The organism is Deltaproteobacteria bacterium CG11_big_fil_rev_8_21_14_0_20_49_13 (assembly GCA_002796305.1).
GTDB lineage: Bacteria > UBA10199 > UBA10199.
The window spans coordinates 1,119-14,527 of the sequence record PCWZ01000067.1; the positions used below are offsets into that span (position 1 = coordinate 1,119).

At 49.5% G+C, this 13,409-nt stretch carries 13 protein-coding genes; 5 read left to right on the forward strand and 8 right to left on the reverse strand.

What is annotated here, in order from left to right:
* Positions 1–3: 3 nt before the first annotated feature.
* From COV46_06440 to otsB, 5 genes are all read left to right on the forward strand, one after another.
* Complete coding sequence (locus COV46_06440; GenBank protein PIR16887.1) at positions 4–354, forward strand: hypothetical protein; 351 nt, start codon at positions 4–6, stop codon at positions 352–354.
* 144 nt (positions 355–498) lie between these two features.
* On the forward strand, positions 499–1,185 hold the full coding sequence (locus tag COV46_06445; GenBank protein PIR16888.1) for a hypothetical protein: 687 nt from the start codon (positions 499–501) through the stop codon (positions 1,183–1,185).
* Positions 1,169–2,380, forward strand: a complete 1,212-nt coding sequence (locus COV46_06450; GenBank protein PIR16889.1) for a glycosyl transferase family 1 — start codon at positions 1,169–1,171, stop codon at positions 2,378–2,380. The genes COV46_06445 and COV46_06450 overlap by 17 nt, the downstream gene beginning before the upstream one ends.
* Before the next feature lie 17 nt (positions 2,381–2,397).
* Complete coding sequence (locus COV46_06455) at positions 2,398–4,608, forward strand: trehalose-6-phosphate synthase (GenBank protein ID PIR16890.1); 2,211 nt, start codon at positions 2,398–2,400, stop codon at positions 4,606–4,608.
* Positions 4,569–5,294, forward strand: a complete 726-nt coding sequence (otsB, locus tag COV46_06460) for a trehalose-phosphatase (GenBank protein ID PIR16891.1) — start codon at positions 4,569–4,571, stop codon at positions 5,292–5,294. The genes COV46_06455 and otsB overlap by 40 nt, the downstream gene beginning before the upstream one ends.
* A 3-nt stretch (positions 5,295–5,297) precedes the next feature.
* Here otsB and COV46_06465 read toward each other — a convergent pair whose 3' ends face one another.
* The 8 genes from COV46_06465 to COV46_06500 form a co-directional block, all read right to left on the reverse strand.
* Positions 5,298–6,524, reverse strand: a complete 1,227-nt coding sequence (locus COV46_06465) for a sodium:proton antiporter (GenBank protein PIR16892.1) — start codon at positions 6,522–6,524, stop codon at positions 5,298–5,300.
* A gap of 55 nt (positions 6,525–6,579) precedes the next feature.
* Positions 6,580–7,446 (reverse strand): succinate--CoA ligase subunit alpha, encoded by an 867-nt coding sequence (locus COV46_06470; GenBank protein ID PIR16893.1) that lies wholly within the window; start codon positions 7,444–7,446, stop codon positions 6,580–6,582.
* 52 nt (positions 7,447–7,498) lie between these two features.
* Positions 7,499–7,759, reverse strand: coding sequence for an excinuclease ABC subunit C (locus COV46_06475; GenBank protein PIR16898.1), 261 nt, complete (start codon positions 7,757–7,759; stop codon positions 7,499–7,501).
* A gap of 75 nt (positions 7,760–7,834) precedes the next feature.
* Complete coding sequence (locus tag COV46_06480) at positions 7,835–9,040, reverse strand: ADP-forming succinate--CoA ligase subunit beta (protein ID PIR16894.1); 1,206 nt, start codon at positions 9,038–9,040, stop codon at positions 7,835–7,837.
* 2 nt (positions 9,041–9,042) lie between these two features.
* The gene (locus COV46_06485; protein PIR16895.1) at positions 9,043–9,798 is read right to left on the reverse strand and encodes a succinate dehydrogenase iron-sulfur subunit; all 756 of its coding nucleotides are present in this window, start codon (positions 9,796–9,798) and stop codon (positions 9,043–9,045) included.
* The gene (locus COV46_06490; GenBank protein PIR16899.1) at positions 9,791–11,533 is read right to left on the reverse strand and encodes a succinate dehydrogenase flavoprotein subunit; all 1,743 of its coding nucleotides are present in this window, start codon (positions 11,531–11,533) and stop codon (positions 9,791–9,793) included. Before COV46_06490 ends, COV46_06485 begins: the two co-directional genes overlap by 8 nt.
* A 71-nt stretch (positions 11,534–11,604) precedes the next feature.
* Positions 11,605–12,222: a succinate dehydrogenase gene (locus tag COV46_06495; protein PIR16896.1), complete on the reverse strand. Its 618-nt coding sequence runs from the start codon at positions 12,220–12,222 to the stop codon at positions 11,605–11,607.
* Positions 12,223–12,455: 233 nt separating this feature from the next.
* Positions 12,456–13,409, reverse strand: a complete 954-nt coding sequence (locus COV46_06500) for a group II intron reverse transcriptase/maturase (GenBank protein PIR16897.1) — start codon at positions 13,407–13,409, stop codon at positions 12,456–12,458.

Here is a 13,409-nt window from a genome sequence, read left to right on the forward strand (position 1 = left end):
CGCATGCCAATGAACATCATGCATTTTGATCAACCATCGCTTTTTGCAGGAAAACTTCACGCTATCCTAATGAGGCAATACACGAAGGGGCGGGATTTCTACGATTTCATGTGGTTTGTTGGACACAAGATTGTTCCAAACTACAATCTGCTAAAGAACGCCCTTTCTCAGTCCACTCAACAGATGACAGAATTAGATGAAGTCCGGTTAAGGGACATGTTGAAAAAAAGGATGGAAACGGTTAATTGGAAAAAGGCGGCAGACGAAGTGACGCAATTTCTCGTGGATAAAAGCGAGGCAAAGTATCTAACCTCCAAAATTTTCGACCAACTGATCGAAAAAGCGACGTTGTAGATTGACCGTGTCTTACAAGTATAAGTTCGAACATAGTCCCCGCCGCTTAATGCAGTTCGAGCAAAAAATCAAGTTGGCAAGTGAAAAATCGTGCCTAATTTTTTCGTTGTCATTTGGTTCTAATGGAAATATATATTTGTGACCATGGACAACGGATCATTTCAATTCCATTCTCGCCTGCATCTTATAAAATTGACCGGGTTAAAGGCGTCGAACCTTGAGGAATTGCTCGAGAATCTAAGGACCATAAGCGGGTCTTCGATCTATTACCACACCCACCACTTTCTCCAGCGTCACCAGCATCTCTCACCTGAACCCCCGAACGATTTCGGATACTGGATAAGCGAAAGCTTAGGCGACGACAGACTGGGCGAAGAGATATCAAGCATAGACACCGTGTCATTCACCAGCATAAGGGGAATTAGAGAGGGGGTCATCGAAAAGATAAAAAAGGCGCTCGTATCGAGACCAAGGCTCAAGAATCTCTCGGCGCCGGAAGGAGAAGATTTTGTATTCCTAAAATCTTTAAGTTTTATATTTCCAACGCCGTTCACGGCAAACAACCTGAACGAATTCGCGGATCACTTGGAGCGCAACATAAGCTTAAGCTGCATCTATTTTCACATGTTCGAATCGAGGCTAAGGCTGGAAAGACCAACGAACGATTTTTCGAACTGGCTTGCAAATTCTCTTGGCGAGAAAGAACTGGCATTAAAGATCGCCAAACTGGACCCCTACACACATACCGGCGAGAGCTTAAGGAACATCATAGTCAGGCTCGTAAGGCAAAGGATAAATCAACTGGGAAAAAACAATGCCAAAGCTAAGTGATTACGAACCGATCGTAGGCAAGGTCGTTATTGACGAACTCGCGAATCTTGCGGGTCTTCTGAAGGGTAAGAGGATTCAGAACATAAATTCCACGGCCGTAGGCGGAGGCGTTGCCGAGATACTCAACAGGATGGTCCCCCTTCTTCAGGAACTGGGGGTCGACGCCAAATGGGACGTTATTAAAGGGGGCGAGGACTTCTTCAATGTTACAAAGGCCATCCACAACGCACTTCACGGTGCCCCGGTCGATATCACTGAAGCCATGTGGAAAGCCTTCTGGGAGACGGGTGACAAGAACAACCAGGACCTCAAATGCGATGCCGACATCGTCTTTGTCCACGATCCCCAGCCTATAAAGCTTGTGGACCAGAAAAGGGACAATAAGTGGCTCTGGAGATGCCACGTGGATGTCTCGATCGCCGATCCAAATGTCTGGGATGTTCTGAAACAGTATATAGTAAAATATGATTCTGCGGTCTTCTCCGCCCCCTCGTTCTCAAAACCGCTCCCCATCAGACAGTTCCTAATATCCCCTTCGATCGATCCTTTAAGTGATAAGAACCGGGAGCTTTCCGAAGAGGAGATAGAGAAGGTGCTGGACCACTATGAGCTAAGAAGGAACAAGCCGATAGTCACCCAGATATCCAGGTTCGACAGGTTAAAGGACCCTCTCGGCGTCATAGCGGCCTACAGAAATGTAAAGAAATATAACGACTGTCAGTTGGTGCTCGCCGGAGGAACGGCAGTGGACGACCCCGAATCGGTCGCAGTGCTCGCCGAGGTTCAAAACGAGGCAAGATCTGACAAGGATATACACGTGATCTTAATGGCGCAGAACGATATACATATAAACGCATTGCAAAGGGCCTCCGACGTCATCGTTCAAAAATCTCTCAAAGAGGGCTTTGGGTTGACGGTAACAGAGGCCCTGTGGAAATCAAAGCCGGTAGTTGCTTCGGCGGTTGGGGGAATACCTCTTCAGGTAAAACACAAGTTCCACGGCCTTTTGTGCCATAGTCCGGAAGGGGCGGCGTTCGCGATCAAACAGCTCCTCCAAAATCCGGAGTTCGCGCAACAACTTGCGGCCAACGGAAGAGAGCACGTAAAACAGAACTTCCTCCTGACAAGGCATCTTAAGGAATATATGCTATTATTCCTCTCGCTCTTTCATACGGACGATATAGTCAATTTGTAACACTTGGGACCGAATAAATGAAGATAACGGCAAGGTTCATAGTATCCCTCATAGTTGCGATGGTCATCGTAGCGGGCGTTTTCTCTTACTTTAACGTCACCTCCGAAAAAAAGAGGCTTCAGTTCGATGTTGAACACCGTGCGTGGCTCGTAGCGGAAGGGATGAGGGACTCTATCGCGGCGCTGGCCGAAAAAAGTCCGTCTCCCAAGATGGAACGTCTTCTGGACAAGATAAGCAAAAGCAAGCAGGTCCCGGGCATAGCCGTATATGACACCGCCGGCGAGATAATCAACAGCTCCAAGGACCTTCCGGAACTCCCTACGGAAAAGCCCAAGATAATCTTTGACAATTTTGAAGGAACCGACGGACGCGGAGAGTTCGTAAATACCGGAACAAAGAAGTTATATGTATTCGCGGTGCCGGTATCAAATGACGAAGGCGTGAGGATAGCAACGCTTGTCATCTTTAACGACGTTTCATATATCGACGAGTACCTTCTTAACATCTGGAAAAGGGGTGCAGCAAGACTCTTAACGCTGGTATTGATCGTTTCGGTCATAACCATCCTTATCTTCAGATGGAGCGTTCTGGGGCCGATAGCAAAGATGACCGAATGGATAAAGGGGGCCCAGTCGGGCGAGGTCCCGCCGTTCAATCCTGCAGCAGAGGACCTTTTTGCCCCAATTTCGAAAGAGATATCGAACCTGACGAAAACGCTCGCTCAGGCAAGGGCCGCCGCAGAAGAAGAGGCAAAACTTAGACAAACCGCCGAGGCAATATGGACGGGAGACAGGTTAAAAGAGCATGTAAAGGTCAAACTCGGCGACACTAAGATGATAGTCGTCTCGAACCGAGAACCTTACATGCACGTTAAAAAGGGGAAAGAGATCGAATGCATAAGGCCCGCCAGCGGACTCATTACAGCGCTTGAACCCATCCTTCGGGCGAGCGGAGGGACCTGGGTGGCTCACGGAGCGGGCAACGCCGACAAGGAGACTGTTGACAAGAACAACATCGTCAAGGTCCCGCCGGGGCTCAATCAATACGACCTTAAACGCGTATGGCTGACGCAGGAGGAAGAGGAAGGATACTACTACGGCTTCTCCAACGAAGGTCTGTGGCCTCTATGCCATATCGCACACACAAGGCCCACATTCAGGGCGAACGACTGGGCAAGATATAAGGATGTGAACCTGAAGTTCGCAAGAAGCCTTGATGATGAGATAAAGAACAAGGATTCGGTGGTCTTCATACAGGACTATCACTTCACCGTACTTCCAAGGGCCATAAAGGAGCACCACGAAAACTCGAAGGTGGCGCTCTTCTGGCATATACCCTGGCCCAATCCGGAGGCCTTCGCGATCTGCCCGTGGAAAAGGGAGATATTGCACGGAATGCTTGGCTCCAACCTTATCGGCTTTCATACCCAGTTCCACTGCAACAATTTTCTTGAGACCATCGACAGGACCCTTGAATGCAGAATAGACTGGGAACATTTTTCGGTGACAAGGCTCGGACATACCACCTTTGTCAAACCATTTCCTATCAGCATAGATTTCAACGCTTCTCAAGCGACCGGTTCTGTGTCTTCAAAGGAAGAGCTCCTTAGGAATCTCGACGTTAAAGCAGCCTACATGGGCATTGGCGTGGACAGAATGGACTACACGAAGGGCATCATGGAAAGGTTCAGGGCAATAGAGCGCTTCTTTGAGAAATATCCCCAGTATTCCGGCCTCTTCACCTTTGTCCAGATCGGGGCCCCCAGCAGAGAACATATAAAGAAATATCACGACCTCATCGCTGAACTTACCGCCGAGTCGGAGAGGATCAACTGGAAGCTCCAGTCCGGCGGCTGGAAACCGATCGTCTTCCTCAAAAAATATTTTTCGCATGAGGAGATAGAGCCGTACTACCGCGCCGCGGACCTCTGCATCGTCTCCTCGCTTCACGACGGAATGAACCTTGTTGCAAAAGAGTTCATCTCCTCGCGCGAGAACGAGAGCGGAGTTCTCATCTTAAGCACGTTCACCGGGGCGGCAAGGGAGTTAAGCGATGCCCTTCTTATAAACCCTTATGACATAGAGCAATCATCCGACATGATACGAACGGCACTGGAGATGGGTTCCGAAGAACAGGCCCTCCGGATGAACCGTATGAGGGCAAAGATAAGGGAGAACAATATATTCAAATGGGCATCGGACATCATCACCGAAATAGCAAAGGGATAAGAGGCATATTCTACCTATTCGATTTTGACGGCACCCTTTCCCCCATTGTTAAGGACCCCGATCGGGCAAGTTTTCCTCGAACCGCCAAAAAGCTCTTAAGGTCCCTCGCACACGACAAGTTCTCAAAAGTTGCCGTGGTCACCGGGAGGGCTTACAGCGACATATTCCGCAGGGTGGGTTTTACTAACATCTACTACGCCGCAAACCACGGGCTGGAGATATATAAAGGAAGAAAGAAACTACTTATAAAGGGAGCTCGTTTTGAAAAAAAAATAGGATCGATATTAAAGATAGTTAAAGCCGCCGTTTACAGGATAAAAGGGGTCATAATCCAGGAGAAGGGTCTCTCTTTGAGCATCCACTTCAGGATGGTGGCAAAGAATAAAAGGAGCGAGTTGATCAAAAGGGTCACAGCCGCCACAAAAAAGCCCCTTAAAAAAGCCGGGCTCAATATGCATGGCGGCAAAATGGTCCTGGAGATAAGGCCCATGGCCTTGTGGAACAAGGGGGACGCATCTCTTTGGTTATGCAGGAAGTTCGGAAAGGGCTATCTCCCCTTTTACATCGGCGATGACACCACAGATGAAGATGCCTTCAAGGTCATAAAGAAGATCGGGATAGCCGCAAGGGTCAGATACAAAAAAGGGACCCACGCAAGCCACATCTTGAAAGCTCCTCTCTACTAAGACCTACGCAAAGAATAGGAACGTGATGAGGATATAAAGCGGCGCCAGTATAAGCGTGGAACGAAGGACATAGCCCATGAACGACGGCATCTTATAGCCATAGTGTTCCGATATCGACTTCACCATAAAATTAGGCCCGTTGCCTATATACGAGTTGGCGCCCATAAGAACGGCGCCGACGCTTATCGCCTTCAAGACGATCTCGCTCACACCGGCAACGGTCACGCCCGACGGAATGCTCTGCCCAAGACTTAAGAAGCTGAGATAAGTGGGGGCATTATCGAGAAATGTCGAAAGGGCTCCGGTCATCCAGAAGAACTCCCACGGTTTGCTTACGCCGAGCGAGGCCCCTCTTTGATGCAATATCTCAAGCGCGGGGGTCATGGCGATGAAGATGCCGGCAAAAAGTATGGCAACCTCTTCTATCGGATGCCAGCTGAAGCGGTTATTGTTACGCGCCGTCCTGGAACCGAACGCCAGAGAAAGAACACCCATGAGGATCATAAGCCCTTCCCTTATGGGTGTCTCTGCAAAGACAGCCAGGATAACACCGGCAAGGAAGAGAAATCCCATCCTCCCGCGGATCTTTAGCGGCTTTACATGGGCCGCATCGTGCAGCAGCTCTTCTTTTGTCTCGTGTTTATAAACCCAGAGGTCCCACAGATAAAAGAGCGTGAGAAGAAAACCGATCGAAACAAGCCATACGGGGAAAAGTTTCAACGTCCAGAAAAACGGCACGCCGCGCAGGAAGCCAAGAAAGAGCGGCGGATCGCCAAGAGGCGTTAAAAGCCCGCCGCAGTTGCTGACCACTATGATAAAGAACAGGGGAACGTGAGTCGAGCTCTTGCGCTCCGAGTTGGTTACCAGAAGCGACCTTATGAGAAGCATGCTCGCGCCGGTGGTTCCTATGAAATTGGCAAGGACCGCACCTATTAAAAGGTAGGAAGTGTTGACAACGGGCGTTGCCTTAAGGTCGCCCGTTATCGATATGCCGCCTGCAATGATGAAAAGCGAACCCAAGAGGCAGATAAATGAGAAATATTCCATTAAAGAGTGAGTTAAAAGCAAAGGCTCGGTCATTAAAAGGAACATAAGCGCCGGAAGAGAGATGAGACCTGAAAGTATCGCCTTATTCTTATTGCTCTCCCAGAATTTAGGAAAACTAAGCGGAACCAAGGCAATGGCGAGAAGGATGCATATAAAGGGTATGGTCGACCAGAGCGGAAGCATGGGTAACTTTTACGAGATGTGGCCCACGAAATCCAGAAAAATATGAGCAACGGCGTTATATGATAGAGGCCAGCGTCTTCCCGATATCTGCCGGACTTTTGGCAACGGCGATGCCGGCCGCCTCGAGCGCGGCTATCTTTTCTGCCGCGGTCCCCTTGCCGCCGGAGATTATGGCCCCGGCATGGCCCATGCGCTTTCCCTTCGGAGCCGTCTGGCCGGCGATAAAAGCGGCCACCGGTTTTTTCATCTTCTCTTTTATAAACTTTGCCGCATCTTCTTCGGCGGTACCGCCTATCTCGCCTATCATAACGACCGCCTTTGTGCCCTTATCGGCCTCGAATGCCCTGAGACAGTCTATAAAATCGGTGCCCGGCACCGGGTCCCCGCCTATTCCAATACAGGTCGATTGCCCGAGGTCCAACTTTGTGAGCTGGTCCACCGCTTCGTAGGTTAGTGTGCCGCTCCTGCTTACAACGCCTATATCCCCCGGCTTATGGATGATGCCCGGCATGATGCCCATCTTGCATTCCCTGGGGGTGATTATCCCTGGGCAGTTGGGGCCGATAAGTCTTGTCTTCTTTCCCTTCAAATAGGCCTTTATCTTTACCATATCGAGCGTCGGGATTCCTTCGGTGATGCAGACGACCATCTCGAGCTCGGAATCTATCGCGTCTTTGATGGCCGCAAAACAGAACTTAGCTGGAACGAATACCATGCTGGCGCTAGCTCGCGTCTCCTTTACCGCCTCGGCCACGGAGTTAAATACAGGTATACCGTCCATGTTCTGGCCGCCCTTGCCAGGGGTCACTCCGGCCACGATGTTCGTGCCGTATTCCCTGCATGCGCGGGTGTGGAACTGCCCCATACCGCCGGTGATGCCCTGCACCAACACCTTTGTGTCCTTGTTTATCCAGATCGACATATATGTGCGTCATTGCGAGCTCCGCTTATGCGGGGCGAAGCAATCTCCCTTGCTATAGTGAATGGTATAGGTCCAACCACTTTTTATTAATGCCCTCAATAAGCCGAATCTTTCTATTCCGCGAACCAGCCTTTATCTGTTTTTCCCTTTCAATGGCGTCCATGGCCGACTCGAATACCTCATAATACACAAGCTTGTTAAGATTATACCTTTTGGAAAAACCATCTATCAACTTTTCTTTATGTTCATATATCCTCTTCTTAAGATTTCCTGTAACTCCCGTGTACAGCACTGTATTATTCTCGTTCGTAATTATATAAATATAATATTCACTATACAATTTTAACTTGGGAGATTGCTTCGGCCCTTTGGGCCTCGCAATGACGCATCATTTTATACAATCAACAACCTTCTCCGCGGCCTCGGACAAACCTTCGGCGGAGATGATATTAAGCCCCGAACTTTTTAAGATCGCGCGTCCGGCCTCGACATTGGTCCCCTGCAGCCTCACGACCAGAGGAACGCTCAATCCCATCTCCATCGCAGAAGAGGATATTCCCTCCGCTATCATGTCGCATTTAACTATACCGCCGAAGATGTTTATTAACACCGCCTTAACATTTGGGTCGTGGAGTATGAGCTTAAAGGCTTCGGCAACCCTCTCTTTAGTCGCCCCCCCGCCCACATCGAGAAAATTGGCCGGCTCGCCGCCGCATAGCTTTATAATGTCCATCGTAGCCATTGCAAGGCCGGCGCCGTTGACCATACAGCCGATATTGCCGCTAAGGCTGATGTAATTAAGGTCGAACTTTTTGGCTTCAAGCTCCAGGGGGTTCTCTTCGCTCAGGTCTGTCAGCTGAACGTAATCCTGATGACGGAAGATCGCATTATCGTCAAAGAGGACCTTTGCATCGAGCGCTATCATCTCCCCTTCTTTGGTGATGGCAAGCGGATTGATCTCTACAAGCGAACAATCGCATTCAATGTAGGCCTTGGAGAGATTAGATGCGAAACTGAAGAATTTTTCTGAAAGCCCTTCATCCAAATTTAGACGACCGGCAAGATCCAACAGCTCTTTCTTGTCAACTCCTATATTGCCGTTCTCAACGGTCCATCCGCCGGAATCTTTTGGGTTCATGACCAAAGGATCGAGCGAGAGCCTGTGAATCTTTTCGGGGTTCTTAGTGGCCACCTTCTCTATCTCCATGCCTCCTTCGGTCGATGCAATAAGCGTGACCCTCGATGCCGCCCGATCGAGCGTAATGCCAAGATAGAGTTCGCGATCGATATTGAGCCCCTTTTCAACCAGAACCTTTCCAACCATCTTTCCTTCCGGCCCTGTCTGGTGGGTAACAAGCGTCATGCCGAGTATTTTTTGGGCCGCATCGCGAACCTCGTCTATATCCTTGCAGACCTTTACCCCGCCGCCCTTTCCTCGCCCGCCAGCATGTATCTGCGCCTTTACAACTACCGTTCCGCCAATATCCTTTGCGGCGGCAACCGCCTCATCTGCCGAAAAACAGATTCTGCCCTCTGGAAGAGCGACCCCAAACTTGCGAAGCAGTTCTTTGGCTTGATATTCGTGTATTTTCATATTTATTCTTTGAGAAATTTTGTAACCATCCGCTTTGTGGTCGCCCAGCCAAGATCGGCGATGGCGTCGGTCAAAGGTATCTCTTTGGGACAGGCCCTGAAACAGTTCTGGACGTTGCCGCAGTCGGCAAGTCCGCCCATTTCCATGATCGAATCAAGGCGTTCGCTTGAATTGAATCTGCCGGTCGGATGCGAGTTAAAAAGCCTTACCTGACCGAACGCAAACGCCCCGATAAAGGGCGAGTGAGAATTGAATTGCGGGCACGCCTCACAGCAACATCCGCATGTCATGCAACGGGAGAACTCGTACGCCTTCAGAGATTTGTTCGGGTCCTGTTTCGGACCGGGGCCCATGTTATGAGAACCGTCGATCTCGATCCATGCATGGACCTTTTTGAGCATCTCAAACATGGCGCCGCGGTCTACGGCAAGGTCGCGAATAACCGGAAACTTCGTCATCGGTTCCAAAGTTATCGGTTGTTCGAATTGATCGACAAGCGCCGAACATGACTGCTGCACGCGGCCGTTGATCACCATAGTGCAAGCGCCGCAGACCTCTTCCAGGCAATTGCACTCCCATACGACCGGGGCAACCTTTTCACCGCGCACGTTAACGGGATTTCGCAGGATCGACATCAGACATGTAACGATGTTCATTCTCTCCACGTACGGAACTTCGAATTCGTCCCAATACGGAAGCGATCTTGGATTGTCCTGACGGCGGACCTTTAAGCGTACGTTCTGTTTCATATCAGGCATAATTCCTTAGCTCCGGTGTTAAATATTTCAGATCGACCGGTTCGTAGCTCAATTTCGGACCGTCCTTCGTCCACTCAGCCTTTGTCGTCTTGAGCCAGTTAACATCGTCCCTGTTCGGAAACTCCGGCTTGTAATGAGATCCTCTGCTTTCATTGCGCGCTAGCGCGCCAAGAGTTATGACGCGCGCCAGTTCCAGCATATGCCATAGCTGTCTGACAAACAGGAGCTCGCTGTTCGCCCACGCAGTGTTGTCCAATATTTTTATATTGTGCCATCTCGCCTTGAGTTCTTGGAGTTTTTTATCCGTGGCCTCAAGGTCCTTATTATGCCGCACGATGGTGACGTTCTTGGTCATGATATCGCCCAGCTCATCATGAAGCTTGTGGGGATTCTCGTTTCCATCCATCGCGGCGATCTTTTGGTTCCAATGTGTCTGTCTGGCCTCTTCGCGTTCAAATACTGCGCCGGGAACAGAACCGCAATATTTCTTCAGCCCTTTTGCATATTTCAATGCCGAAGGACCGGCCACCATCCCGCCGTAAACGGAAGAAAGAAGCGAATTTGCACCGAGTCTGTTCGCCCCGTGATATTGATAGTCACACTCGCCTGCCGCCAGAAGACCCGGAACGCTTGTCATGTGGGTGTCGTCTATCCAAAGACCGCCCATCGTGTAATGAACTGAAGGGTAGACCCTCATCGGCACCTTTCTCGGATCATCGCCCATGAACTTTTCATAAATTTCCAAGATTCCTTCCAGCTTTTTATCGAGTTCGGCCGCGGGAATATGCGTCAGGTCAAGATAGACGCTTTCTCCTCCATCTACGCCCAGCTTCAGCTCATGGACAACCTTCCAAAGGGCGCGTGAAGCTACATCACGCGGGACAAGGTTCCCGTATTTCGGATACCAATCCTCCAAAAAGTACCACGGTTTTCCGTCCCTTGGGACCCAGACGCGGCCGCCTTCGCCACGCGCCGCTTCGCTTATGAGACGGTATTTGTCTTCGCCGGGGATAGATGTTGGATGTATCTGGATGAACTCGCCGTTGGCGTAGACCGCGCCCTGCTGATAAACGGCGGTGGCGGCGTCGCCGGTGCATATCATGGAATTGGTCGAGCGGCCGTATACAAGTCCCATGCCGCCGGTGGCAAGAATAACCGCATCCTCACGGAAGGTGCGCACCTCCATCGTATCCATGTTCTGCGCCACCAAGCCGCGACAGATACCTTCTTCATCCTTTACTATCGATAAAAAAAGCCAGCCTTCGTATTTTTTGACAAGGCCTTCCGATTCGAACTTTCTCACGCGCTCATCCAGAGCGTACAGAAGTTGTTGACCGGTGGTCGCACCTGAAAATGCGGTGCGATGAAACAGTGTTCCGCCAAAACGGCGAAAGTCCAGATTTCCTTCGGGGGTACGATTAAAACGGACCCCCATACGGTCGAACATGAAAACGATATGGGGGGCGGCATCGCACATCTGTTTCGGCAGTTCCTGATTTGCAAGAAAATCGCCGCCTTTAACCGTTTCATAAAAATGGACCTGCGGGGAATCGCCCTCGCCCTTTGTGTTCACGCTGGCATTGATACCGCCCTGCGCACAGACCGAATGCGAACGTCTGACCGGGACAATCGAGAAGAGTTCAACGGGATTCCCCTCTTCACAGATCTTTATTGCGGCCATAAGACCCGCCAGACCGCCGCCGACTATTGCAATCTTAGTATTAGCTTTTGCCATATTGTCGTTCCCGCAAAAAAAGAGAACCTCGTTTATACACCCTAGATCCCCGCTTTCGCGAGGATGACGCATTAACTAAAGGTTCTCAGGATCATCAACCCCCATGCGCTCATCCCGAGAAACAGGAACCAGCTAAGCACAGCCGCTATCTTTTGAGAGCGCTGCGAGACCGTTATTCCCCACGTCATGAAGGTGGTACAAATACCGTTTGTCAGATGAAACACAGCACAAAGTATTCCTATCGAATAGAACCATTTGGCCCATCCCGGCTGCAATATATTGTGCATGTCGTCAAAGGTCACATGTTTGCCGGCAAGAAGAGGCACAATGCGCGCGGCATAGACATGAAGGAAGATGAACACAAGCGCCATGAGACCGGTCGCCCGCTGAAAGAAATACATCCAGTTGCGGTAGTAGCTGTATGCCACAAAATTATTAGAACCGGTATAGACAATGACGAGCCCCAGAACCGCGTGGAAGAGTATCGGGAGTCCAATAAGCCCTATCTCCAGAAAAGGAGTCGCCCACAGACCCTGAAAGGTCTCGACCAAGGTGTTAAAACGTTCCGGGCTTTGAAATGCGAACGAATTCGAAAAGAAGTGTTCCAGAAGAAAGACGCCTATCGGAAAGATACCCAAGAGAGAATGAATGCGCCTTAAGCAAAAATAGTTATGGTGCCCCTCTTGCATGGGGTGAAAATCTAGAACTCAAAGTTCCAAAAGTCAAGCAATAAACGATTTAATTAGTTGAGGGGGGCGGGGAGTTTTTGTCGAGTAGACATTTCAAATACCTCCTTTAGGTTTAGTTTGTATTCCCTGTTTCTCTCCTCTTTCGATATGGAGAGTGTCACAATATTTAACCATTGAAAGCATCTTAACGCCCCTCACAGAACCGTGCTTGTAGTTTTCCCACACACGGCTCTTCAACAATACTCACCACAGGTGTATAGTTTGCAATATATCCTCGGCAACGGAAGCGGATACCTTTTCAGGTACTCCCAGAACTTTTCATAATTGAAGCTCGCCTTCTGGCTTCTTCGGTTGACCCACTTATACGTTAGATACTTGGTCTCCTGATAGTATCTCTCGATACTCTTATAATTCCCGCTTATCCCATAGTATCTGTAGTGCCCAATCAATTTCACCTTCAAAATCCCCCACCATTCCTTGAGCTCTACTAAGTTTCTGACCGATTTTAACCACGTGTTCATAGCTTCCATCTTCTGCCGAAACTTCTTCCGGCTGGTTCTCACTCCAACTCTGAATCCTCCTCGCCTCGTCCTGCCACAGTAATGGGTGAATCCAAGAAAATCAAATGTGCCGGGCTTCTCCGCCCGTCTCCCAAATTCCACTATTCTTGTCTTCTCTTCCGAAATTTCCAAACCGAACTTTGATAACCGCTCCTTCAGCTTTGCAATGATTCCCTCTGCGTCTTCTTTATTTTGTGCGAAGATTACAAAATCATCTGCATAGCGTATCTCCCAAGCATTGCCTTTCAACTCCTTCTTAACTTTCCTCTCAAACCATAGGTCTAATATAAAGTGCAGATATATATTCGAGAGTATCGGACTTAGCACTCCTCCTTGCGGTGTCCCTTTGTCAGTCTCTTGATACCTTCCTTCTTCCATTATCCCTGACTTTAGACACCTTACCACCAGCCGTAAAAATGAGGGGTCTTTTATCCGTTGTCTCAAACATTCTATCAGCCACTTGTGGTCTATATTATCAAAATACCCCTTTATATCTGCTTCCACGACATATCCTATTGGTTTGCTCGTTAATACTTCGTCTGCCGCTTTGAGCGCTGTGTGACAACTCCTGTTCGGCCTGAATCCGTGCGAAACATCTAGAAAGTCCCCTTCAAATACCGCCTCCAG

Coding starts and splice junctions, on each gene's coding strand:
- COV46_06440 (PIR16887.1), top strand. CDS start 4: ATGCCAATGAACATCATGCATTTTGATCAACCATCGCTTTTTGCAGGA.
- COV46_06445 (PIR16888.1), top strand. CDS start 499: ATGGACAACGGATCATTTCAATTCCATTCTCGCCTGCATCTTATAAAA.
- COV46_06450 (PIR16889.1), top strand. CDS start 1,169: ATGCCAAAGCTAAGTGATTACGAACCGATCGTAGGCAAGGTCGTTATT.
- COV46_06455 (PIR16890.1), top strand. CDS start 2,398: ATGAAGATAACGGCAAGGTTCATAGTATCCCTCATAGTTGCGATGGTC.
- otsB (PIR16891.1), top strand. CDS start 4,569: ATGGGCATCGGACATCATCACCGAAATAGCAAAGGGATAAGAGGCATA.
- COV46_06465 (PIR16892.1), bottom strand. CDS start 6,524: ATGCTTCCGCTCTGGTCGACCATACCCTTTATATGCATCCTTCTCGCC.
- COV46_06470 (PIR16893.1), bottom strand. CDS start 7,446: ATGTCGATCTGGATAAACAAGGACACAAAGGTGTTGGTGCAGGGCATC.
- COV46_06480 (PIR16894.1), bottom strand. CDS start 9,040: ATGAAAATACACGAATATCAAGCCAAAGAACTGCTTCGCAAGTTTGGG.
- COV46_06485 (PIR16895.1), bottom strand. CDS start 9,798: ATGCCTGATATGAAACAGAACGTACGCTTAAAGGTCCGCCGTCAGGAC.
- COV46_06490 (PIR16899.1), bottom strand. CDS start 11,533: ATGGCAAAAGCTAATACTAAGATTGCAATAGTCGGCGGCGGTCTGGCG.
- COV46_06495 (PIR16896.1), bottom strand. CDS start 12,222: ATGCAAGAGGGGCACCATAACTATTTTTGCTTAAGGCGCATTCATTCT.